At 35.3% G+C, this 23,862-nt stretch carries 17 protein-coding genes; 13 read left to right on the forward strand and 4 right to left on the reverse strand.

The annotated features are described in order from the left end of the window. The first annotated feature begins 81 nt into the window (after positions 1-81). Positions 82-654, forward strand: coding sequence for a DUF3109 family protein (locus AC1RNE_RS04830; RefSeq protein ID WP_492799899.1), 573 nt, complete (start codon positions 82-84; stop codon positions 652-654). Between the two features lies 1 nt (position 655). Further along, positions 656-976 (forward strand): MGMT family protein, encoded by a 321-nt coding sequence (locus AC1RNE_RS04835; RefSeq protein WP_492799900.1) that lies wholly within the window; start codon positions 656-658, stop codon positions 974-976. Between the two features lie 38 nt (positions 977-1,014). Here AC1RNE_RS04835 and AC1RNE_RS04840 read toward each other — a convergent pair whose 3' ends face one another. Further along, entirely contained in the window at positions 1,015-1,602 is a 588-nt protein-coding gene (locus tag AC1RNE_RS04840) for a lipocalin family protein (protein ID WP_492799901.1), read from the reverse strand. Positions 1,603-2,135: 533 nt separating this feature from the next. Between AC1RNE_RS04840 and rlmB the strand changes: the two genes are divergently transcribed. Further along, entirely contained in the window at positions 2,136-2,921 is a 786-nt protein-coding gene (gene rlmB / locus AC1RNE_RS04845) for a 23S rRNA (guanosine(2251)-2'-O)-methyltransferase RlmB (RefSeq protein ID WP_492799902.1), read from the forward strand. An 858-nt stretch (positions 2,922-3,779) separates the two neighbouring features. Here the strand turns inward: rlmB and pth are convergent. Continuing rightward, the gene (gene pth, locus AC1RNE_RS04850; protein ID WP_492799903.1) at positions 3,780-4,340 is read right to left on the reverse strand and encodes an aminoacyl-tRNA hydrolase; all 561 of its coding nucleotides are present in this window, start codon (positions 4,338-4,340) and stop codon (positions 3,780-3,782) included. Positions 4,341-4,430: 90 nt separating this feature from the next. On the opposite strand from pth, the gene AC1RNE_RS04855 reads away from it, so the two are divergent. From AC1RNE_RS04855 to AC1RNE_RS04865, 3 genes are all read left to right on the forward strand, one after another. After that, positions 4,431-6,509 (forward strand): OmpA family protein, encoded by a 2,079-nt coding sequence (locus AC1RNE_RS04855; protein WP_492799904.1) that lies wholly within the window; start codon positions 4,431-4,433, stop codon positions 6,507-6,509. 69 nt (positions 6,510-6,578) lie between these two features. Continuing rightward, positions 6,579-7,343: an NIPSNAP family protein gene (locus AC1RNE_RS04860; protein WP_492799905.1), complete on the forward strand. Its 765-nt coding sequence runs from the start codon at positions 6,579-6,581 to the stop codon at positions 7,341-7,343. Positions 7,344-7,375: 32 nt separating this feature from the next. Beyond that, positions 7,376-8,137, forward strand: a complete 762-nt coding sequence (locus AC1RNE_RS04865; RefSeq protein ID WP_492799906.1) for an SDR family NAD(P)-dependent oxidoreductase — start codon at positions 7,376-7,378, stop codon at positions 8,135-8,137. Positions 8,138-8,527: 390 nt separating this feature from the next. On the opposite strand, the gene metG is transcribed toward AC1RNE_RS04865, so the two are convergent. Continuing rightward, a complete protein-coding gene (gene metG / locus AC1RNE_RS04870) occupies positions 8,528-10,561 on the reverse strand; it encodes a methionine--tRNA ligase (RefSeq protein WP_492799907.1) in 2,034 nt (677 codons plus the stop codon). Positions 10,562-10,916: 355 nt separating this feature from the next. Then, entirely contained in the window at positions 10,917-12,527 is a 1,611-nt protein-coding gene (locus tag AC1RNE_RS04875; RefSeq protein WP_492799908.1) for a beta-N-acetylhexosaminidase, read from the reverse strand. A gap of 263 nt (positions 12,528-12,790) precedes the next feature. Between AC1RNE_RS04875 and AC1RNE_RS04880 the strand changes: the two genes are divergently transcribed. The 7 genes from AC1RNE_RS04880 to AC1RNE_RS04910 all read left to right on the forward strand — a co-directional run bounded on the left by AC1RNE_RS04880 (position 12,791) and on the right by AC1RNE_RS04910 (position 23,641). After that, positions 12,791-13,156 carry a VanZ family protein gene (locus AC1RNE_RS04880; RefSeq protein ID WP_492799909.1) on the forward strand — a complete coding sequence of 122 codons (366 nt, stop codon included), beginning with the start codon at positions 12,791-12,793 and terminating at the stop codon, positions 13,154-13,156. Positions 13,157-13,308: 152 nt separating this feature from the next. Then, complete coding sequence (locus AC1RNE_RS04885) at positions 13,309-13,965, forward strand: RNA polymerase sigma-70 factor (RefSeq protein ID WP_492799910.1); 657 nt, start codon at positions 13,309-13,311, stop codon at positions 13,963-13,965. 36 nt (positions 13,966-14,001) lie between these two features. Beyond that, on the forward strand, positions 14,002-15,027 hold the full coding sequence (locus AC1RNE_RS04890) for a FecR family protein (protein WP_492799911.1): 1,026 nt from the start codon (positions 14,002-14,004) through the stop codon (positions 15,025-15,027). Positions 15,028-15,373: 346 nt separating this feature from the next. Further along, the gene (locus AC1RNE_RS04895; protein WP_492799912.1) at positions 15,374-18,718 is read left to right on the forward strand and encodes a SusC/RagA family TonB-linked outer membrane protein; all 3,345 of its coding nucleotides are present in this window, start codon (positions 15,374-15,376) and stop codon (positions 18,716-18,718) included. Between the two features lie 13 nt (positions 18,719-18,731). Continuing rightward, on the forward strand, positions 18,732-20,276 hold the full coding sequence (locus AC1RNE_RS04900) for a RagB/SusD family nutrient uptake outer membrane protein (RefSeq protein ID WP_492799913.1): 1,545 nt from the start codon (positions 18,732-18,734) through the stop codon (positions 20,274-20,276). A gap of 103 nt (positions 20,277-20,379) precedes the next feature. Then, positions 20,380-21,699, forward strand: coding sequence for a SusE domain-containing protein (locus AC1RNE_RS04905; protein WP_492799914.1), 1,320 nt, complete (start codon positions 20,380-20,382; stop codon positions 21,697-21,699). A gap of 79 nt (positions 21,700-21,778) precedes the next feature. Beyond that, entirely contained in the window at positions 21,779-23,641 is a 1,863-nt protein-coding gene (locus AC1RNE_RS04910; RefSeq protein ID WP_492799915.1) for a glycoside hydrolase family 13 protein, read from the forward strand. Positions 23,642-23,862 lie beyond the last annotated feature (221 nt).

Consider the following 23,862-nt stretch of genomic DNA (forward strand, 5'->3'; position numbering starts at 1 on the left):
TTACATTAAAATTTACTGTAATTTTGCGTTATCTAAGGTGCTAAATGCATGCTAAGATATAAACGAAAATAAAAATTTATTATGATATTGATAGAAGACACAGTCATTAGCGACGACATTATCGAAAAGTTCTTCGTTTGTGATCTTATCAAATGTAAGGGCGCTTGTTGTGTGGAAGGTGATTTGGGAGCTCCACTTAATGATGATGAGCTATCTATTATGAATCAAGTCTATCAAGAAGTAAAGCCTTATCTTTCACAAGAAGGAATTAAAACGATTGAAGAAGAAGGCATTTATGTAAAAGATTGGGAAGGCGACTATTCAACACCTGTAATCAAAGGTAGAGAATGTGCCTATGCTATTTATGATGATAGAAATACGTTGAAGTGCGGGATAGAACAGGCTTATTTCGATGGAAAGATTTCATGGAGAAAACCTATTTCTTGCCATTTATACCCTATCAGGATTACGAAGTACGAGCATTATGAAGCCCTCAACTACGACCGCTGGCACATTTGTTCTGATGCTTGTTCTCATGGCGAACAACTGGGCGTTGAACTATATAAGTTTTTGAAAGAACCATTAATCAGAAAATATGGCGAAGCTTGGTATCAAGAGCTTTTGAACGAAGCAAGAGACAGAGAACAATTATAAGATGGAAAACAATTTTGATGATATTTATCAAGTGGTTAAGCTAATTCCATTTGGCAGAGTAAGTTCGTATGGAGCCATTGCTGAATACTTGGGGGGAAAAAGGGGTGCTAGAATAGTGGGTTGGGCAATGAATGCTGCTCATACAGACGATTCAATACCAGCCCATCGGGTAGTAAATCGTAATGGTGTATTAACTGGCAAAGCCTTTTTTGGTGGCAACAAAATGCAAGAGTTACTAGAAGCCGAGGGAATTATTGTAAAAAATGATAAAATCCAACATTTTAAAGAACTCTTCTGGTCTCCTACGAAAGAATTGTTATAAAAAAAGAGCCATTTCTCATGCGAAAAATGGCTCTTTTTTTAGCTTCTCGGCATCATCCGATAGGTTACATTTACTTTCTGGGTATCTTCATCTACAATTCCAGCATAAAAGCCAGCAAAGACAACCGCAGTTGGAATATCAATTTGACTTAAGTCTTGAATATTCCATTTTACTTTTTTGGCATCAATGGCAAGATGTAAATCCAAATGGTTTTTATCGGTTGTAATGATATCCCATTGTATTTCTTCTCCATCTTCAAAAGACATCAATAGTTTGGAATCATCATCCTTCAATGTCCAAGTACCATGGTGAATTTTACCAGCGCCATCCGTATAATCTACTTCTTCATCACTTGTTAATCTGAAAGCCTCCTTTGAATAGTCATGTAAATTAGCGGCGACACCTCGTTCATATAATACATTTCTACGAGCGTCAGCTTGATAATTCACTACATTTATTATCCAACTTTTGGCTAACATTTTTGTAAGTAAAGCATTGCTTTTGTGGGGGAGTACCGCTTGTTGTATTTCGTGTGAAAGGCTACTCTGTTGCTGTTTCACCTTACAAGCATAAAGTACAGAACCCAGTAAAAGAACGGTTACTGTCGATTTAATCAATTTTTTCATATCCTTGATTTGGGATTTAAGTAAACCTCTTTTGGCTTACGTGAACAATAATTAAAGAGTGACTCGAAAAAAGACGAAACTTTAACAAAAAAAAATAATGTTTGAATATTTAAGTAATTAGGATTTTTTCTGTGGAAATTGTTTCCTGGTATTTATCAGGATAATGAAATAACGATAAGTAAGCTACTGAAATACAGCAGTTAAAGAAAGGATTATATTAATGTAAATTCAAAGAACGATTTTGTATATTTCCACAGATACAATGCAAAGATAAGACATTTTTTTGGAAAAATACAACCGTTTAATAAATAAGCACCACTACGGCTAGGTTTAGGGCACAGGCAGAAGCTTATTTTCTGGTAGTAAATCTGTTAAAAGGTTTATCTTAAACTGTACTTATTTACGTAAAAAAGTAGCACTTATTGTGTTTCTTCATCAAAAATTAAAAATAGAATGAAAAGTTTCCGAACTTTACAAAAAATAAGAGGAACTATCGCTCGATAAGAATTAATAATCAATTAAATACAACAACAATGGAAAACCATTCAGATGGACAAAAAAAGCCCTTCAAATATTTCAACCAAGCAAAACCTGAAAATAAAGATATAGTATTTGGTATTCAATCAGTTTTAGAAACAATTCGTTCTGGCAAAGAAATTGACAAAATACTGGTTCAAAGAGAATTAGGCAGCTTAGAAGTACTAGAGTTTGCGCGTTTGAAAGGAATTCCTGTTCAAAAAGTACCAAGTGAAAAACTAGATAGAATTACGCGTAAAAATCACCAAGGCGTTATTGCTTTTGTCTCGGCCATCAATTATGCTAAACTTGAAAATGTAGTAGCAGATGTGTACGAAAAAGGCGAAGTACCATTGATTTTGGTATTAGATAGAATTACTGATGTAAGAAACTTCGGAGCGATTGCTCGTACTGCCGAATGTACTGGGGTTCATGCTATCGTGATTCCAACCAAAGGTGCTGCTCAGATTAATGCTGATGCCATGAAAACATCATCAGGAGCATTAAACTTTTTACCTGTTTGCAGAGAAGATAATTTATTTCACACTGTCAGGTATTTACAAAATTCTGGTATTCAAGTAGTCGCTTGTTCTGAAAAAGTATCAAAAAATATTTATGATATTGATTTTTCGGTTCCTACAGCCATCATCATGGGGTCTGAGGAAGACGGTATTTCAGACGATTTAATGCGCTCTGTAGATGAATTGGCTACGATTCCTTTAGTAGGCCGTGTGGGTTCTTTAAATGTATCCGTAGCAACTGGCGTAATTCTCTATGAGGCAATCCGTAAGCGTTTGGGATAAACTAAGCGTCAGCAATAGCATAATAGTAACTAAGAAAGCCCTTTGTAGATGATACAAAGGGCTTTCTGCATAAAAAAAGGACATAACCAATGGCTATGTCCTTTATTGTCTTACCTCTAAACCTATTTAACTATGAAAAATAACTGCACTTTAATATTTAAAAATTAGAAGAATACTACTCAATCTCTCTCACTACCTCGATTCTCTAATTGTTTTTTAAAAAGAGGCGTCTCTAGAAGAAACGCCCTTTCCCGTCTTACCTCTAAACCTATTTAACTATGAAAAATAACTATTCAAATCAATAAACTAAGTTTTTTCAACTCCTCAATCAACTTCACAAAAAGCTTAGCTTTTTAAAAAGTGGCGTCTCTAGAAGAAACGCCCTTTCCATCTTACCTCTAAACCTATTTAACTATGAAAAATTTTTAATTATATATACTAATCGTTGCTATCAAAATAAATCTTATAAGCAACTAATAATTTTCTCATTTAAAATGATAATCTGTGTATCAGCTTTATCATTGTCTTGTTAGTTATAATACAAATTCTTTGCCAAAAAAGTTCGTTTTTGAAATTATTTTAAAAAAATAATAAAAAAATAATTCGTGGTTTTGTACAAAGACTCATTTTTATAAATAACGTTGCAAAGTTGTGCAATATTATATAAATATACAAATATCATTGCCTATTCCTTGCACAAAATTTAGTAGTAACTACCTAAAAATCAATCAAAAAACACTTAATAGCAAAACTAAACTAAAAATAATCAGAATATTATTCTGCATGCATAACAAAAACATTGCAAATATTTTGTTCTAAATTATTTTAATTTATTTTGAAAATATTAGAATAATACAACTACTGGTTAAACGAGTTCATCGTCTTATCTATTCCTTGTAAACAAAAACTAAAAATAATGTCTATGGCGCGGTCTAGATGTTCTGGCAATTCTGCCAACTGACTTCCATCAAATTTTCCTAAAACATATTCTACTTGTCTTCCTTTACCAAAATCATCTCCAACACCAAATCTTAAACGAGCGTATTGGGAACTACCCAACACTTCCTCAATATTCCTCAATCCGTTGTGTCCACCGTGCGAACCTTTACTTTTTGTTCTTAGCTTTCCATAAGGTAAAGCTATATCATCAGTAATGATTAAAACATTCTCTTTTTCAATTTTCAACTCCTTCATCCAATAGTTAACAGCCTTTCCGCTTAAATTCATGTAGGTGGTAGGCTTTATTAAATGAATTTGTTTTCCTTTATGTTTTATTTCGGTGTGATAGGCCAATCGCTCCATCGAAAATTTCGCTTCTACACTCGCCGCAAGCTTATCTAACACCATAAAACCAACATTATGTCTTGTAAGCAAATATTCTGGTCCAATATTTCCGAGACCAACAATTAGGTATTTCATCTGTAAAATATATTTGAAATTAACTTTGTATTCTTTTTTTCATGAATCAATCATCAAAATTAAGTAATTTTGTATAGTATGTATCCAATCATGAAAAACAAAGCTACTATTAGGATAAGTCCAGCCCTCCTCGCATTAACATTATGCTTGATAAAGGAAGCCGCCTTTTCGAAAAATCCAAGTACTTATCCTACCCTGTTAAATTCAACTAATTTATTGACATCGACAGATATAAATGGAATTAATTATAAACACTCAATTTCAAAGAACAATTTACCTAGTTTATTAAGTAATAAAAATCGTGCCTATTCTATAATATCTACGACTTTTATTGAAAAAAAGTTGATAGATACTTTAAAAAATAATCAAGAAAAACCACAAGTACCTCAAAATCAGATAAATAAATCAAATATTCAGCTTAAAAATATTACTATAAATTTTACGGCTATCAATAAAACTACTAAAGAAAGCATTCTAGCAGACTTTACAGTTACTTCTGAAAGAACGGGAGAAGTATTCAAAGGTAGCACTGACAATAAGAACACTTTTTTCTCATTTTCTTTATCACAACAAGACAATTTGGCAGTATTGGTGCGTGCAGACGGCTATGCAGATGCTCATTCTAATATCTCTATTAAGGATTTAACCTCTACAACGCATCATGATTTTGCGATACCCCTAGTCTTTGAACGTTATCCACTATCCATCAAAGTATTGGATGCAGATACTAAGGAATCTATCAAAAATGCTCAGGTAAAAATTGTTGATTTGAATGCCTCTGAAATTAAAAATGCTTCAAAAAAAGCAAATTCAGAAGAATATGCCGCCAATTTGAAACTTTCAAGCAAATATGAGTTTATCATCAATGCCGAAGATTATATTGAACTAAAAGAGAAAGTAGTAAAAGCCCCTCAGGGAAATTCTGTCAACTTTTTACTGTATAAAAATAGCCTTCCTGTAAATTTTGAGGTAGTAGATGCCGAAACAGAAAAGCCTATTAAATCGCTTATCAATATTAAACTTGAGCGATTAAAAAGGAATATAGTATTTAGAAATGAATCTAAAGCAAGTGTGAGGGTAACAACTCAAGAGATTTTTACGATTGAAACTGCTGCCGAACATTATATTTCTAAGCAAAGTACTTTTAACATGGCAGATTTTAACCCTACCAAAAAGTATAATTACACCATTCGGTTAGAGAAAAACTTGGTACACTTAACTATCAAGGCAAAAAATAAGCTCAACGGAGAAGTAGTTATTGCTGACAAAGTAGAAGTTGTAAATCTTAGTAATAAAGCAAATCACCCGAAAATAGAACGACTGAAAAATGGCGATGCTTTAGTAAGCTTGGCTCCTGACGATACTTATCAGTTAGAAATCAATACGAATGGGTTTGAAAAGTATCAACAGGAGTTATCAAAAATTAAACAAACTGACTTAGAGTGTTTTTTAATGCCTAAACAAAAAATAAAAGGTTTGGTGTTATCGGCAATTGATTCTACAAGTGGGAAAGTATTGCGTGCTACGTTTAAGGTAACTGCTAACAAAAGTAAAAAATCATTTACTGTCAATACCTCAGATGACATTACCGAATATTACTTAGCGTTAGCAGACAAAGACCTGTATCAGATTGAGACCTTTGCGAAAGACTATGAGCTGAAAGTAGAACAGGTAAAATATGCATCTTCTAAAAAAGCCGTTTTTTATACTGTTTTATTAAAAAAGATACCTTCGTTAAATAATACAAAGAATACTCCTCCTTCTAGCGTAGCTACCACGAAAGCTCCTATTGAAAGTTCAAAAATTAAAGATTTGGCTAACATAGAAACTGGGCAAGCAATTACCCTTGATAATGTGTATTTTGAACAAAGTAGTTTTGTGTTGCAATCAATTTCGTATGAAGAGCTTAATAAAATGGCGGAACTCTTGAAGAGTGCCCCACAAGTCAAGATTGAAATTAGTGGACATACTGATAATATTGGAGATACAAGACTAAACCTTGCTCTTTCAGAAAACCGAGCACGCGTTGTTTATAATTATTTAGTAAGCAAAGGAATTGAAGAAAGGAGATTGCATTACAAAGGTTATGGAAGCAACAGACCGCTTTTCCCGAATGATTCAGAAGAAAATAAAAAGAAAAATAGACGAGTAGAACTAACAATTTTATAAGTTTTAGTATCTTACTTATCGTTAAAAATCATAAATTACAGGACTCAAAAATTAACCATTTAAAAAACTATGAAAAGCCCAATTTTAGCCTTCCTTGTGTGTTTGTTAACAAGTTTTTCGATATTAGCTGCCAACAAAGGTGATGATGCCAATACCCGTGTGTATGAATTAAGAGTATATTATGCAAGCGAGGGCAAATTTGATGTGTTGATGAATAGGTTTAAGGAACATACTTTACACTATTTTAAAAAACATAAAATGCGCTTAGAAGGTTTTTGGTTGCCTTTGGATAACAAAGACAATAAAATGGTGTATGTGCTATCATATCCATCACGTGAAGCCCGTGAGAAATCATGGAAAGACTTTTCTAATGATAAAGGTTGGATAAAAGTAGCGAAAGAAACCAATGCCAATGGTGAAATAGTAGCCAAAGTAGAAAGCACCTTTTTGAAAACTACTGATTTTTCACCCAATAATTTAAAAAGTGTGGGTGACAGAGTGTTTGAATTGAGAACCTACAAAACTACTCCCAATAATTTATCGGGTTTGTTAGAAAGATTCAGAAACCATACCTTGAAATTATTTGAAAAGCATGGCATGACTAATATCATTTATTGGACGCCTACAGACAAAGAACAAGGTGCTGATGATATTTTAATTTACTTCTTAGCCCATAAAACCAAAGAGGCAGGCTTGGCTTCATTCAAATCGTTTGGAGCAGACCCAGAGTGGCAAGCTGTTAGAAAGGCTTCCGAAGAGAAAGCTGGAAGTTCTCTAACGTTAACAGTCACCTCTGAATATTTAACGCCTGTAGACTTTTCTCCGCTAAAATAATCAGCGACTTTACTTCATTCAAATAAATAAAAATGTCAAAATTAGCCCTTATTACTGGCGCAAGCTCTGGTATTGGTAAAGCAACTGCCGAAGCGCTTGCGGAATTAGGAATCAATTTAATTATATGTGGAAGGCGTATCGAAAAGCTTGAAGCTTTAAAAGAAAGTCTTTCAGGAAAAGTTGACGTACAAATACTAACTTTTGATGTAAGAAATAAAGAACAAGTAGAAAATGCGTTGAACTCGCTTTCTGAATCAGCAAAGAATATAGATATTCTTGTGAACAATGCGGGTAATGCCCATGGCATGGGGCCTATTCAAGATGGTTCAACAGACGACTGGGATGCCATGATTGATGGTAATGTAAAAGGCTTACTATACGTTTCGAGGGTAATTATGCCTTGGATGAAAGCTAGGAAGCAAGGACACATCGTCAACCTAAGTTCTATTGCAGGCAAAAGTACTTATCCAAACGGAAACGTATATTGTGCTTCTAAAGCAGCAGTAGAGGCTATCTCTGAAGGGATGCGGCTGGACTTAAATCCATTTGGTATCAAAGTAACCAACGTAGCACCGGGGGCTGTTGAAACTGAATTTTCAATGGTTCGTTTTAAAGGAGATGAACAAAAAGCAGATGCTATTTATAAAGGGTTTGAACCCTTGAAGGCCGAAGACATCGCAGATATTATTGCCTTTGCAGTCACTCGACCTCCGCATGTAGTAATGGCAGACATTACCTTATTTCCAGTAGCGCAAGCATCCGCTACGGTCATCAATCGTGAGGCTTTAAAATAGAAATTATCATTCTGATACATTAAAAAGTGAATACTTAAAACTTAAAAATGTCTGTATGTACATCGATTTTCAAGTTTTATCACTTAAAATGCTTTTTTGTCAAAAAATAGTAAAAATTCATGGGACATTTAATGTTTAAATAACCAGAATTTAGCTTATATTTGTATTAATTTTCATAGTTAAATAGGTTTAGAGGTTAAACAGATAAGGGCGGGGGTTTCTCCTGTCCTTATTTTATTTTTAAGTATTTCCTAAATTTATTTTAAATTTAAGAAAGATTAAGTGAGTATATTTCTCTATCAAGTTGCTATAGCATACTTAATAACTCTTCAAAAAAATAGCCCCGATTCAAGAATCGAGGCTAAGTAATATTAAGGTATAAATTTGGGGTTAGGCTACTGTTCCTCCATCCCAAACTTTTTTACTAGGTTGTACAAAAGCCAAAGAACCATCTTTGTCTTCTGCCATCAGAATCATTCCTTCCGATTCCATCCCCATCATTTTTCTAGGCGCAAGGTTTGCCAAAAAGCTTACTTGTTGACCAATGATGTTCTCTGGTTGGAAATGTTCGCCGATACCGCTCAAAATAGTTCTTTGTTTGATACCATCTTCGATTTTCAATTTCAATAACTTTTTACTTTTAGCCACTTTCTCTGCTTCAATGATGGTACCGATACGAATATCCATTTTGGCAAAATCATCGTATTGAATTTCCTCTTTCAAAGCAGTTACTTCTTTGCCTGCTAAAAGATTCAGTTGTTTGGCATCCTCTAATTTTTGTACTTGTGCGGCTACCGTAGCATCTTCTACTTTTTCAAACAAAAGTCCTACGTTGGTTACAGTTTGTCCTTCCGCCAATAAATCTGCACGACCTGCTTCACTCCAAGCAAAGGCTTCGGTATTTAAAATCGTACGAATTTTTTCAGCAGTGAATGGTAAGAAAGGTTCTGCTACAATAGAAAGGTTGGCTGCAATCTGTAAACCAATATTCAATATCGTTCCTGTACGTTCCACATCTGTTTTAATTACCTTCCAAGGTTCTGTATCTGCCAAGTATTTGTTTCCTAAGCGCGCTACATCCATCATCAAAGCCAAAGCCTCACGGAAACGATAATTAGCGATAGAATCACCAATCTTTGCAGGCATCTCCGCTAAAGTGGCTAAGACTTGCTTATCGTAATCATTCAACGCTCCTTGCTTAGGTACTTTACCTTCAAAATTCTTTTCAGTAAGCACTACTGCACGGTTGATGAAGTTCCCAAAAATACCCACTAATTCAGAATTATTACGAATTTGGAAATCGCTCCAAGTAAAATCTGAATCTTTGGTTTCGGGTGCAGACGCTGCCAAAACATAACGAAGAATATCTTGTTTGCCTTCAAACTCACGCAAATATTCATGTAACCAAACTGCCCAGTTGCGTGATGTCGAGATTTTATCGCCTTCCAGATTCATAAATTCATTGGCAGGAACATTGTCGGCTAAAATAAATCTACCATCTGCCATACACATAGCAGGGAAAATTAAACAATGGAATACGATATTATCTTTCCCGATAAAATGTACTAAGCGAGTATCTTCATCTTTCCAATATTTCTCCCAATCTTCTGTTAATTCCTTGGTCATGGAAATATAGCCAATCGGGGCATCAAACCAAACGTACATTACTTTTCCTTCCGTATCTGGCAATGGCACTTTGATACCCCAATCCAAGTCACGAGTCATCGCACGTGGCTTTAAGCCATCATTTAACCATGACTTTACTTGCCCCATTACGTTGGTTTTCCATTCTGGATGACTTTCGACATACTTTTCCAAAGCAGGTTGCATGGCATCCAAAGGCAAATACCAGTTTTTGGTTTCTTTCATGACGGGTTTTTCACCACTTAATGCCGAACGAGGATTGATTAATTCTGTAGGCGAAAGCGTTGAACCACAACGTTCACATTGGTCACCATAAGCATTTTCGTTCCCACATTTAGGACAAGTACCAATGATATAACGGTCAGCTAAGAAAGTCTGTGCCTTTTCGTCATAATATTGTTCTGTCGTTTCCTCCACGAACTGCCCTTTATCATAGATATTTTTAAAAATATCTTGCGACATATCATGGTGTACTTTGTTGGAAGTCCTAGAATAAATATCAAACGAAATCCCAAATTCTTCAAATGAATCTTTGATGATACCGTAATATTTATCGACTACTTCCTGAGGGGTAACGCCTTCTTTTTTGGCTTTAATCGTAATAGGTACTCCATGTTCGTCAGTTCCTGAAATAAACTTTACGTCTTGTCCAGTAGCACGCAAGTAACGCACATAAATATCTGCTGGCAGATAGCAACCAGCGATGTGTCCGATATGAATAGGGCCGTTAGCATAAATTAACGCTGCTGTAACGGTGGTTCTTTTGAATGGTTTGCTCATAAAATTTGTATCAGGTGAACGAAATCGCTCTTTGAAGTTTCATTGTATCTGCTGAAACTTATATTAATATACTAACATTTCTTGTTTGCAATCGCAAAGTTATAAAAATAGCTGTGGGCGTACTAATTTTAGTAAGCGGATTTTGGATGTGGGTAAGAGCTTTCGGACTTCAGCTGTCGACTATCATTTCAAATCGATTTACAAAAATAAATCCGATTATTAAAAGCCAAGGCTAATAACAATCGGATTAGTAATAATCTATGATAAATAAAATTGGATAATATACTCTCTATTATAGTTTTCTAATCAAAAATCTAAACGTCAAATCCGACATCTGAAATCCGATGTCCGAAAGCTATTTTACACTCAAGAATCCTTTAGCATAATTCACTTTTAGTTTACCAAGGCGCTCAACGTGTGTCTTCAAACGTTTTGTAAAATCAGCATAATTTTTTGAAGCACTTGGCGACCATGCTACTTCTGCTACAGCACAAGCTCTTGGGAAAACCATATATTCAATATAATTAGATGTTTCCATGTACTCCGTCCAAACATTTGCCTGAATACCCAAAATAAACTTTTGCTGTTCAGCTGTTAGTTCTTTTGGTGCTGGTTCATAACTATATACCTTTTCTAATGGTAAGAAACCACCAATCGCTAAAGGCTCTGTTTTAGGGTCAGCCTGATAATGATCTAAGTATAAATAAGAACCTGGGGTCATAATTACATCGTGATTTTCTTTAGCAGCAGCAATCCCACCTTCTTCGCCTCTCCAAGACATTACCGTAGCATTTGGCGACAAACCACCTTCCAGAATTTCATCCCAACCAATCATCTTTCTACCTTTCGAAGTAATAAATTTATCAATTCTACGGATGAAATAGCTTTGTAGTTCGTGCTCATCTTTCAAGCCTTCACGTTTCATTAAATCCTGACAAAAACGGCTTACTTTCCATTGCTCTTTCGGGCATTCATCACCCCCTATATGAATATACTGACCCGGAAATAAGGCCATTACTTCTGTAAGTACATTTTCTAAGAAAGTAAATGTTTCTTCTCTTGGTGCAAAAACATCTTCAGAAACACCCCAAGTGGTGTGTACTTGATAAATTTTATCTGGATTACAGCCTAATTCTGGATAAGCAGCCAAAGCAGCTTGTGCATGACCTGGCATTTCAATTTCAGGCACAATGTTAACATACTTAGTTTTAGCGTAAGCTACTACTTCTTTTATCTCTTCTTGTGTATAAAATCCTCCATAAGATTTACCATCGTATTTACCAGAGCCATAACGACCTACTAACGTTTGTTTTCTAACCGAACCAATTTGTGTTAGTTTAGGGTATTTTTTAATTTCTATTCTCCAACCTTGGTCTTCTGTTAAGTGCCAGTGGAATGTATTGAATTTATGCAAAGCAATTAAATCAATGTATTTCTTCACAAAAGAAACAGGGAAAAAATGACGACCTACATCTAAATGCAATCCACGGTAAACATAACGTGGTGCATCTTCAATAGTACAGTTTGGAACGGCTAATTTTATTCCTTCAACCTTCACTTCACTGAAAACTTGTGTTGGTAATAATTGTAATAAAGTTTGTACACCATAGAAGGCACCTTTAGCCGTTTTTGCTGTAATGATTACTTGTTTAGCACTAGCCTTTAAAGTATATGCTTCATCTCCTAATTGGGCATTTTTTACAAATTGAATAGCCGAACTAGCTAACCCACTTTCTTTAATAACTACTTTCTTATTAGAACCAGCTACCAAATTCAATTGCTCATTCAAGAAATTAGCGACATCTTTGAATTCCGTAGTTGAAACAATGCTTGTATTTTTGCCTACTACAAACTCTCCTGTTTGAGGAGTTAGCTTTTGAGGAATAGGAATGATATTGTACTGATTTTGGGCAAAAGTCGTCAATGAGAAAGTCAAAAGCGACAGGTAAATAAAGAGCTTTTTCATCATTAAATTTTATGAGTAAATTTTAAAATCTTATTTCTTTTCAAAAGTAAAGTAAAAAATGACAAAAATAAAAGTATCTATAGGCTAATTGGTTAATTATTTTATTAAAAAAAGTAATATATTTCCGATTTAATGAAAAATATTACATTTTTAATCCTTTCTATTAGCTGGTGACTTAAGTCACCAGCTAATAGAAAGGATTTTTTAAATTTTAAATAGCTCTCCTAAAAAGACCGCAAACGATAGTTTTTGTAAATTTGTGTATGAAAACTATTACAACACTCCTAAATTATAAAGCTTTGCCCATTATCTGGACAATCATCATTTTAATACTTTGCTCGTTACCAAGTAAAAACATTCCGACAGATGTTGTAATGGTAAACGATAAAGCCAATCATTTTATCGCTTTTGCAGGTTTTACTTTTTTCTGGATTTTCCCTACTAAACAATCTTGGAAAGTAATTCTAGTAGCCATTGCTTATGGAATTATCATTGAGTTTTGGCAAGCTATTTTACCAAAAGAATTTAATAGAAGTTTTGATTGGTACGATGTAGTAGCTGATGGAATTGGCGGAATTATTGGATATTTTATTTGGCTGATTTTCAACAAATTAAGCTCAATAAAATAATTTATTTGCAGAATATTAATTTTTTTTTGAATTTAACTAAGGGTATCTACCCTTTTTTTTGTCTATGCTCTTAAATTGAATTATTCTGATAGAATATTATACATTTAAAATACACTTCATCAACAATCTCAAGGAAATTTCCTTTTAAAATTATGCTAGAAAATATATCATCTGAATCAACAAATAATTTTCTCAAAACTCAGGCTTTTCAAGCACCTGAGACTGGGAAAATTATGGATGATGAATTCTTTATCAAACAAGCCTTCAACCAAGACCCTAAAAAAGGGTTTGAGTTGTTATACAATCGTTATTACAAACCGCTTTGTAGCCATGCAGTAAGGTTTGTTTATTCAAAAGATGTGGCGGAGGATATTATTGCAGAAATCTTTTACAACATCTGGAAAAACCAAGTTTTCTTACACATCAGCACTTCTTTTCGTGCCTATTTGTTTACGGCCGTCAGAAATCGCTGTTTTTTATATTTACAACAAGAACAAGGCAATAAATCTTTTGCCTTTGATAATTCCGATTTACAATTTCCAGAGTCGAACGTCTCGCCAGACCAAATGCTCTTTTATGATGACTTGCAAAAACAAATCGAGCAAGCCATCGCACAATTACCGCCACAATGCCAAAAAGTATTTTTGATGAACCGTTTTGAAGGCAAAAAGTACAAAGAAATTGCTGATGAACTACAATTGGCAACGAAGACCATTGAGGCACATATCAACAAAGCACTTGTACATTTAAGAGATGTCGTACTGAATAATCCTTCATTATTCGGACTGATTTTGACATTTTTTATCTAAGAGCCTCAAAACACTACCTTACAAATCATCAACGATATGACAACGCTTAGCAAAAATATTTTATTTGAACACTTCGCAGGAAGAACGAGTCCTTTGCAAAAGAAAATGATTGCAGATTGGCTTAGCAATCCTGAAAATAAAGAGGTGTATTATAAATGGTTAGAAGAATACGAAAACGAATACCCACAAATACTGGCTGATAAAGACAAGGCTAAGGCATTTTTTTTTCAAAAAATATACAGTGACTCAGACATTGATGTTCAAGAAGCCTTAGAAAGCGAATATGATGCGATAGAAGAAAAAAGTATTTGGCAAATGGCTTGGTTTAAATGGGCAAGTGCTGCCGTGATTCTAATGTTTTCGGGTTTGACTTTGTATTTCCAACGTGACCATCTGATTTACCAAGTATACCAAACTGCTTATGGTGAAACGCAATCTATTAGCTTGCCAGATGGTAGCAACGTTACGTTGAATGCGAATTCAACCTTAAAACTAAAACGATTTAGTTTTGAAAATGAGGCCATCAGGGAAGTGTTTTTAGATGGAGAAGCTGAGTTTTCGGTAAAACATACCATCAATAATCAAAAGTTTATCGTAAAGACTTCTCAGAAATTAGAAGTAGAGGTACTAGGAACAGAATTTAGTGTTTTTGCTAGAAATCGTGGTTCAAAAGTAGTTTTGAGCAAAGGTAAAGTAAAAGTGAACTTTTTGAATGGCACTGAAAAACGTTATATCATGATGAAGCCCGGTGACTTGGTGTCATTAGATAAAATGGGGAAGTCGGAAATAAAGGCTGTAAAAAATGTAAATTCTTATACTGCTTGGAAAGTTCACCGCTTTGTTTTTGATGATACTTCTCTGGAAGAAATCTCTTATCAAATCGCTGAAATGTTTGGTGTACAAATTAAAATGAACTCTCAGGAGTTAGCGAATCGTACGGTAACAGGCACTTTTAGTGCCGACAAGGCGGATGATTTAATCTCTATTCTACAAGAATTACTCAATTTACAATATCAGAAAAACAACGACGGAACAGTGGTGCTTTCTGAGATTAATGAGTAAAGGGAGACTTTAGGACTTTAAGACACAAGATTTTTAGACTTTAGACGCAAGACTTAGGACTTTAAGATTGGAGGACTTTAGGACTGGAAGACACAAGACTTTTGACTTGAGGATTGAAAATATAAAAATCAGCGAAAATCAGCGTATTAAATCTCCATAAATCAGCGGGTAAAAAAAGACAAAAGATTTAAAAGAATTTTAAAAGAACATAAACAAAAATCAAAACTATTGAATTGTGGATTAGATAAAAAAACAATCACTAAATCACAATTCCCAACTCACTAAATCACAACTAAAAAACAGTCTTACAAAAGTAATTTCCATTAACCAACATTTTTAAAAACACATGAAAAAACGAGTATTTCGATTAGTGATAATCGGAGGAATGGTAACTGCATTTAGTTACCTACCCCATCCATTATCTGCGCAAGCTTTGGCATACGCCCAAAACAAGCCTAAAGTTGAAAGAAGCCCTGAGACTTCGTCAACAATGAAATTACGTGATGCTATTCTTTCTCTAAAGAATCAATTTAATGTTGATATTCTTTTTGAAGAAAAAACACTTTCGGGCATTTCGGTTTTGCAAGAAAATGTACGTGCCAGTAAAAGTCTGGAGAAATCATTAGAAGCTTTATTAGCTCCCAATGGTTTAGCGTTCAAAAAAGTACGCAAAAATACTTACTTGATTTTTGGAAAAAAGTCAGAGGGCAGTACGCAGACAAAAATCGCTTCAAATGAAAAAAATCTACCTTCCAATATGGAAGGAAATGATTTGAAAGAGAATACCTCCATTTCAGAAGTAAATCTATCTGCTACGGCCGAACAAACAGTTACGGGTAAAGTAGTAGATGACAAAGGTAGTCCGCTTCCAGGAGCATCTGTAGCCATTAAAGGTACAACCAGAGGTGTGACAACCAATACCAATGGCGAGTTTAGTATCACCGTTCCAAACGACCAAGCTGTTTTAGTAGTAAGCTTTATCGGTTTTTTACCTCAAGAAGTTACCGTTGGCAACAAAACGGCTATCAATGTAACGTTGAAAGAAGACCTGAAAACATTGACAGAAGTAGTGGTAGTAGGTTATGGTAGTCAAAAGAAAAAGGATTTAACAGGTTCAATCACCAGCATCACTTCTGCTGATTTTGTAAAAGGAAACATTGCCACCCCTGAACAATTAATTACAGGTAAATTAGCAGGTGTGCAGATTACATCCAACGGTGGAGCGCCAGGTTCAGCTAGTCAGATTCGTATTCGTGGAGGTTCATCTCTAAGTGCTAGTAACGACCCATTAATTGTAATTGATGGTGTACCATTAGACAACGCCGAAGTAAAAGGTTCAGCCAATCCATTGAGTTTTATCAATCCAAATGATATTGAATCATTCAACGTATTGAAGGATGCGTCAGCTACTGCTATTTATGGTTCACGTGCTTCAAACGGTGTAATTATCATTACAACCAAAAAGGGAACGAAGAAAGATAAATTCAATGTGAATTTTAGTTCGATGTTCTCAGCAGGGATAAAAACTAAAAATGTAGACGTACTTACTGCCGATCAATTCAGAGAAGTGGTGAATGCCAGAGGGACAGAATCACAGAAAGCTTTACTGGGAACAGCCAATACTAACTGGCAAGATTTAATCTATCGTACTGCCTTGAGCAACGATAATAATTTAAGTATTACAGGGGTTTTGAAAGATATTCCTTACCGAGTATCAGTGGGGCATACCAATCAAAATGGTATCCTACTTACTTCTGGGTTAGAAAGAACTTCAGGTTCATTTGGTATCAGTCCGATGTTGTTCAATAACAGCTTGAAGATTGATGTAAACGTAAAGGCTTCGTCAACAAAAAGCAATTTCGCTGATGAAGGCGCCATTGGTTCAGCCATTGGTTTTGACCCAACTCAACCTGCTTACGTAGAAAATCAGAAATATGGTGGCTATTTTAACTGGTTGGAAAGCAATGGCAATATTGTGTCGTTAGCACCCTCTAACCCATTGTCTTTATTAAATTTAAAAAGTAATAAAGCTACGGTAAATCGTATTATTGCCAATATCCAGTTTGACTACAAATTCCCATTCTTGCCTGAATTAAAAGCCAATTGGAACTTAGGTTTAGACCGCTCGAATACGGATGGTAAAGAATCAGCGTCAAACTTGGTATCTGCTAACTTATATACCAATAATGGCTCAACGGGTTATTATACCCAAAGCCGTAATAACTTTACTAACCAGTTTTATTTGAACTATGTGAAAGAGTTTACAGACCAGACTGTCAACGTAATGGCGGGGGTTGAAAACCAAGGTTTTGTAAGAGAAGAGGAAAATGGCACAACATTCGGAAACCCTGATGTAACAAGTACTAAGTCATACTTCAAAACAGACTATGCCTTGTTATCATACTTTGGTCGTGTAAATTATGCTTTGGCTAACAAGTATTTAGCAACGTTTACACTTCGTCGTGATGGATCCTCTCGTTTTGCGGAAAATAACCGTTGGGGAACATTCCCGTCGGCTGCTTTAGCTTGGAAAATCAATAACGAATTTAAAGACAGTCAGACTTTCACAGATTTAAAACTTCGTTTAGGTTGGGGTATTACTGGTCAGCAAGATATTTCTTCTGGCGACTATCCGTACTTAAATGCCTATACGCCAAGTCAGGGTATTCAATATCAATTGGGTAATACTTTTTATACATTACTACGCCCGAATGCTTATGACCCTAATATCAAATGGGAACAAACAGAATCTACTAACATTGGGTTAGATTTTGGTTTGAAAAAATCACGTCTTTCTGGTAGCATTGATTTGTACAAAAAAGTTACTTCAGATTTGATTAATGAAATTGATGTAGCGGCTGGAACCAACTTTAGTAATAAAGTAGTGACCAACGTAGGGTCACTAGAAACCAAAGGGATTGAAGTAATTTTAAACTATACGCCTGTGTTGACTGAGAATTTCAATTGGGATATTAGTGCCAACTTTACTTATAATCAGAGAAAAATCACCGCTTTGACTAAAGTAGATAACCCTAGTTATGTAGGTGTATTAGTGGGTGGTATTGAAGGCGGTACGGGAAATACCATACAGGTACATTCTACTGGCTATGTGCCTAATGCTTTCTTTGTTTACAAACAAGTATATGATGCTAACGGCAAACCCTTAGAAGGCGTTTTTGAAGATTTAAACGGAGATGGCAAAATCACAGATTTAGACCGTTATCGTTATAAAGGGGCGTCACCAAACTATTTATTTGGCTTTACATCGCAGATGACCTACAAAAAAGCAAGCTTTGGTTTTGTGTTACGTTCAAATGTAGGCAATTATGCCTACAATAACATTTTCTCAAACAGAGGTATCTATTCTAACCTATTCAATACTGGTTTCAATAGCAATTTATCTACCAATGTATTAGAAACTGGCTTCAAGACTGGTACGGTAGAAACCCGTATGTCTGATTATTACATTCAAAATGCTTCATTCTTGAGAATGGATAATGTCAACTTAGGTTACAATTTAAGTGATATTATCAAAATCAAAAATGTAAGAGCGCAATTATCATTTATCGTACAAAATGTATTTGTTATCACAAATTACAAAGGATTGGATCCAGAATTAAGAGACGGAATTGGCAACCAAGTATATCCAAGACCGCGTACTTATTCTTTGGGCTTAAATGTTAATTTTTAATTAGAAAATCATCATGAAACATATATTTAAAAACGTATTAACCGCAGCAATTCTTTGTTTTTCATTGAATTCTTGCAAAGAGTTGGATACTGTTCCGTATGTAGGACAGGTATCAGAATTAGTATATAAAGACCCTGCCAACTATAAACTTATCTTAGCTAAAATGTACGCTGGTTTAGCGGCATCAGGGTTGAAAAATGGCGATAACGATGTTGATTTAAAAGGATATGACGGCGGTTCGCAAAGTTATATGCGTGCCTATTGGTATTTACAGGAATTTACGACTGACGAATTGGTTTGTAGATGGAATGACCCTGGTGTACCTGATTTACATGCTATGAACTGGACGGCGGCTAACTCTTTTTCTGCTGCATTCTATTCTCGTATTTTGTTTCAAGTAGCCGTTTCTAATGAATTCTTGCGTGAAACTACTGATGCTAAATTGAGTAGCCGTGGCGTAACCAATACACAAGATATTAAGAACTATCGTGCTGAAGCTCGTTTCCTTCGTGCATTGGCTTATTCACATGCGATTGATTTATACGGTAATGTTCCATTGATTACCGAAAATGAGCAAGTGGGTGCTACGTTACCAAAACAAGCTACCCGTGCTGAATTGTTTGCTTACCTAGAATCAGAATTATTGGCTTTAGATAGCGAATTGCCTGCGCCAAAAACCAATGAATATGGTAGAGCCGACAAAGCTGCTGCATGGATGACCCTAGCAAAATTATATTTGAATGCTGACGTATATATCGGTCAAAAGAAATATACAGAGGCGGCTGCTGTTGCCAAAAAAGTAATTGATGCTGGTTATACGCTTGCTAGTAATTACAGAACTAATTTCTTGGCAGATAATAATACTTCTAAAGAGATTATTTTCAGTATCAATTTTGATGGTAACGAAACCCAAACGTATGGCGTAACTACTTTGGCGATTAATGGCTCGATAGGTGGAGGTATGAATCCTGCTGACTATGGTACTGAGCAAAAATGGGCTGGTTTCCGTACTACCAAACAATTGGTGAATCTATTTGATGACAAAGCCGATAAGAGAGCGCTTTTCTATACAAATGGTCAACAATTAGAAATTGATGAGTTCAGTACTTTTGAAAATGGTTATGCGGTAGTGAAGTTTTCAAATTTAACAAGTACAGGGGTAAAAGGTAAAAATGCACTATATGCAGATACTGATTTTCCATTGTTCCGCTTGGCAGATGCCTATTTAATCTATGCAGAGGCTGTTACGCGTGGAGGAACGGGGGATAATTCATTGGCATTGAATTTAGTGAACGAACTTCGTAAACGTGCTGGTGCTGGTAATCTTTCAACTTTAACGGTAAATGACTTATTGAATGAAAGAGGTCGTGAATTATTCTGGGAAGGACATCGTCGTACAGATTTAATTCGTTTCGGAAAATTCACTTCTGGGTATAACTGGGCATGGAAAGGTGGTGTAAAAGAAGGTAAAGATGTGGAGGCGTTCCGTACGTTATTCCCTTTGGCTTCAGGCGATATTATTGCTAACCCAACTTTAAAGCAAAATACTGGATATTAAAAAAGCCATAAGTAGTGAGCTATAAGCTATAAACACATTAACAAAGTTTATAGCCTATGTCTTATAGCCTACAGCACAACATTTAGACAAATAACATCAAACGATGAAAACGATACAAAAATTATTCCTAATGAGCCTTGTTTTTGTACTGGCTTGGGGATGTAAAAAAGACGAAGAGATAGCGGTATTAGATGCCAATGCTATTCCCGTTGTCACTTTATCATCAAGCAATCTTGTCTTGGATAAAGATAAAGCAGATACCGAAGTATTAACTGTTTCATGGGCTAATCCCAACTATGGTTTTAAAGCGGCTCCATCTTATACCATATTAATTGATAAAAAAGGTGGTGACTTTACAAAGGCGGTTTCTGTGGTAACAGGGTCTGATTTGAAAAAAGTGTTCAAAGCTTCTGAATTAAATGCCATATTATTGGGCTTTGGCTTTTTGCCAGGAGCAGCTAGTGATATTGACATTAAAGTACAGTCGTCTTTAGGAGCATCTACAGTATTGAGCTCTACTACGGGCAGCTTGAAAGCTACTCCTTATTCTGCCAAGCTTGACTTGAGTACGACTTGGGGCGTGGTAGGTAGTGCTGCTAACAATTGGGGAGCAACACCAGATTTGCCTTTCTATAAAACGGATGTTGCTAATGTATTAGTGGCGTATGTTACTTTGATTGATGGAGAAATTAAGTTCCGTCAGAATAATGATTGGACTGTTAACTTAGGTGGAAGTGCGGGTGTTTTGAGTGCAGGTGGCGACAATATTGCCGTAAAAGCAGGTACTTATAAAATAACGTTGAACCCAACAGCACTTACTTATAAAATCGAGAAATATTCTTGGGGTATTGCAGGAAGTGCGGCTAATGATTGGGGGGCAACACCAGATTTACCTTTAAGTTATGACCCAACCGTTGACCTATGGACGGGCGTTGTGAATCTAATTGACGGAGAAATTAAAATCCGTAAAGACAGTGACTGGGGAACAAATTACGGTGGTGCAGGTGGTGTATTGAAAGAAGGTGGTGATAATATCGCAGTAAAAAAAGGTACTTACCTTATTACCGTTGATTTCAAAAAATTAACCTATACTATTACGAAATATGCTCCTTGGGGAATTGTGGGTGCTGCTACGGCTACTGGCTGGGGTGATAAACCAGACCAGAAATTCACGTATGATTTGAGCACTGAAACTTGGATATTGAAAGGCGTAGTATTGAAAGCTGACCAATTCAAATTCAGATTAAATGATGATTGGGGTACAAATTATGGTACCACAGCGGCGGCAGCTCAATTAATTGGCACTAGTGGTGCTTTAAAATTGGGTGGAGAGAACTTCATTGCAGTGACTGGTACGTATGATTTTGAGCTTAATCTGAAAGATGCTTCAAATCCTACTTATAAGGCAACTAAAGTAAAATAATTCATAATAAATTTAATACTTAAATCTGCATAGCTTTGCTCATGCAGATTTTTTTTAGCTATTAAATCATACAAATACTATGAAAAAGACATTTCAACTATTTATCTGTTTATGCTTGATGCAAAACGGAGTTTTTGCTCAAGAAAAAATTCAACATATCGAACCCTTGAACTGGTGGGTAGGCATGAAAAATCCTGCTTTGCAATTATTAGTTCATGGAAAAAACATAGCTGAATTTACGCCTCACATCAACTATAAAGGGGTAACTATCAAAAAAGTTAATAAAGTAGAAAACCCAAATTATCTATTTATTGACCTTTTGATTGCCCCTGAAACAGTAGCAGGCAACGTGAAAATCATTTTTAAAAACAGTAAAAAAGAATCATTTACGTATAACTATCAATTGTTGAAGAGACAGAGTAAGTCTGCTGAAAGAATAGGGTTTAATAGTAGTGATGTGATGTACATGATTACGCCTGATAGGTTTGCTAATGGAAATCCGCTGAACGATAATATGCCCTCATTCAAAGATAGTCTAAATCGCAAAAATTTAACAGGCAGGCATGGTGGTGATATTGAGGGAATCATTCAGCATTTAGACTATATTCAAAACTTAGGAATGACAGCCCTTTGGATAAATCCGTTGGTAGAGAATAATCAACCTAAAACTTCGTATCATGGCTATGCCATTACTAATTTCAGTAAAATAGATGCCCGATTCGGAACAAATGAGGATTATGTTCGTCTATCAAAAGAAGCTAAAAAACATGGCATTAAGTTAGTAATGGATATGGTGCTGAATCATTGTGGGTCTGAGCATTGGTGGATGAAAGATTTTCCTGCGAAAGATTGGGTAAATTTTCAAGACTCACCAAAGGTCATCTATTCTAGTCACCGACGTGAAAGTCTTCATGACCCTTATGCCGCTCAATACGACATCACCTCGCACAGCGACGGTTGGTTTGACTCAACCATGCCTGATTTGAATCAAAGAAATTCTTATATGGCAAATTACTTAATCCAAAACTCAATTTGGTGGGTAGAATATGCCGACTTGGGCGGTATCAGAATGGATACTTGGCCTTATCCAGACAAGAATTTTATGAGTATTTGGAGCAAAAGAATGGGCGAAGAATATCCAAATTTTAATATTGTGGGTGAAGAATGGTCATTGAACCCAAGTATTGTGTCAGCATGGCAAAAAGGTAAAGTCAACAAAAATGGATATGTATCGTATCTCAGAAGTTTGATGGATTTTCCGACAAATGCGGCTTTGATTGAAGCCTTGAATACTGACGAAAAAGTTTGGAATCAAGGTTTGGTGAGGCTCTATCAAACCGTTGCTAACGATTTTGTATACGCTAACCCGAATGATTTAGTCATTTTCCCTGATAATCATGACATGAGTCGTTTCTTCACCCAACTTCACGAAGATTATAATAAATTCAAAAATGGAATGGTATTTCTGCTGACTACTAGAGGAATCCCTCAGATTTATTATGGCACAGAAATCTTAATGACCAATCCAAAAAGTGATGAACACGGAGAAATCAGAAGTGATATGCCTGGTGGTTGGGATGGTGACAAAAAAAATGTATTCACCAACACGAATATGAGTACTACTGAAACAAATGCGAAAAACTTTGTCAGTACTTTATTAAAATGGCGTAAAAATACACCCGTGATACATTCAGGAAAATTGAAGCACTTTGCTCCTGAAAATGGATTTTATGTGCAATTCAGGTATAATAATAAGCAAAAAATCATGATTATTCTGAATAAAAATAATGAAGCAAAGACATTAGACATGAGTAAATTCAAAGAAATTATTCAGCCAATATTCCAAGCAAAAGATGTTCTTAATAATCAAACTATTGAAGTAAATAATAGCTTAAGTATTGCCCCGAACAGTCCGATGATTCTAGAAATCATTGAAAAATAATACCCTTCTTTAGTACCTATTATTGTTTAGAACAGCCATTTTAAACAATAATAGGTACCCTTTCAAACGCTCCTCTATTTTTATTATAATTGCTATCGCTAGTACTTATGGCATAAAATTTGCTACTTATTTCAACGTATAAACAATTATAGTATCATCGTTAACTCATGTTATTTTTAATTCAAAAAAACAGGGTGATTATTTGAATTAATTTACATTAT

The organism is Arcicella sp. GW822-FHT02H01, from assembly GCF_058802005.1.

Coding starts and splice junctions, on each gene's coding strand:
- AC1RNE_RS04830 (WP_492799899.1), top strand. CDS start 82: ATGATATTGATAGAAGACACAGTCATTAGCGACGACATTATCGAAAAG.
- AC1RNE_RS04835 (WP_492799900.1), top strand. CDS start 656: ATGGAAAACAATTTTGATGATATTTATCAAGTGGTTAAGCTAATTCCA.
- AC1RNE_RS04840 (WP_492799901.1), bottom strand. CDS start 1,602: ATGAAAAAATTGATTAAATCGACAGTAACCGTTCTTTTACTGGGTTCT.
- rlmB (WP_492799902.1), top strand. CDS start 2,136: ATGGAAAACCATTCAGATGGACAAAAAAAGCCCTTCAAATATTTCAAC.
- pth (WP_492799903.1), bottom strand. CDS start 4,340: ATGAAATACCTAATTGTTGGTCTCGGAAATATTGGACCAGAATATTTG.
- AC1RNE_RS04855 (WP_492799904.1), top strand. CDS start 4,431: ATGAAAAACAAAGCTACTATTAGGATAAGTCCAGCCCTCCTCGCATTA.
- AC1RNE_RS04860 (WP_492799905.1), top strand. CDS start 6,579: ATGAAAAGCCCAATTTTAGCCTTCCTTGTGTGTTTGTTAACAAGTTTT.
- AC1RNE_RS04865 (WP_492799906.1), top strand. CDS start 7,376: ATGTCAAAATTAGCCCTTATTACTGGCGCAAGCTCTGGTATTGGTAAA.
- metG (WP_492799907.1), bottom strand. CDS start 10,561: ATGAGCAAACCATTCAAAAGAACCACCGTTACAGCAGCGTTAATTTAT.
- AC1RNE_RS04875 (WP_492799908.1), bottom strand. CDS start 12,527: ATGAAAAAGCTCTTTATTTACCTGTCGCTTTTGACTTTCTCATTGACG.
- AC1RNE_RS04880 (WP_492799909.1), top strand. CDS start 12,791: ATGAAAACTATTACAACACTCCTAAATTATAAAGCTTTGCCCATTATC.
- AC1RNE_RS04885 (WP_492799910.1), top strand. CDS start 13,309: ATGCTAGAAAATATATCATCTGAATCAACAAATAATTTTCTCAAAACT.
- AC1RNE_RS04890 (WP_492799911.1), top strand. CDS start 14,002: ATGACAACGCTTAGCAAAAATATTTTATTTGAACACTTCGCAGGAAGA.
- AC1RNE_RS04895 (WP_492799912.1), top strand. CDS start 15,374: ATGAAAAAACGAGTATTTCGATTAGTGATAATCGGAGGAATGGTAACT.
- AC1RNE_RS04900 (WP_492799913.1), top strand. CDS start 18,732: ATGAAACATATATTTAAAAACGTATTAACCGCAGCAATTCTTTGTTTT.
- AC1RNE_RS04905 (WP_492799914.1), top strand. CDS start 20,380: ATGAAAACGATACAAAAATTATTCCTAATGAGCCTTGTTTTTGTACTG.
- AC1RNE_RS04910 (WP_492799915.1), top strand. CDS start 21,779: ATGAAAAAGACATTTCAACTATTTATCTGTTTATGCTTGATGCAAAAC.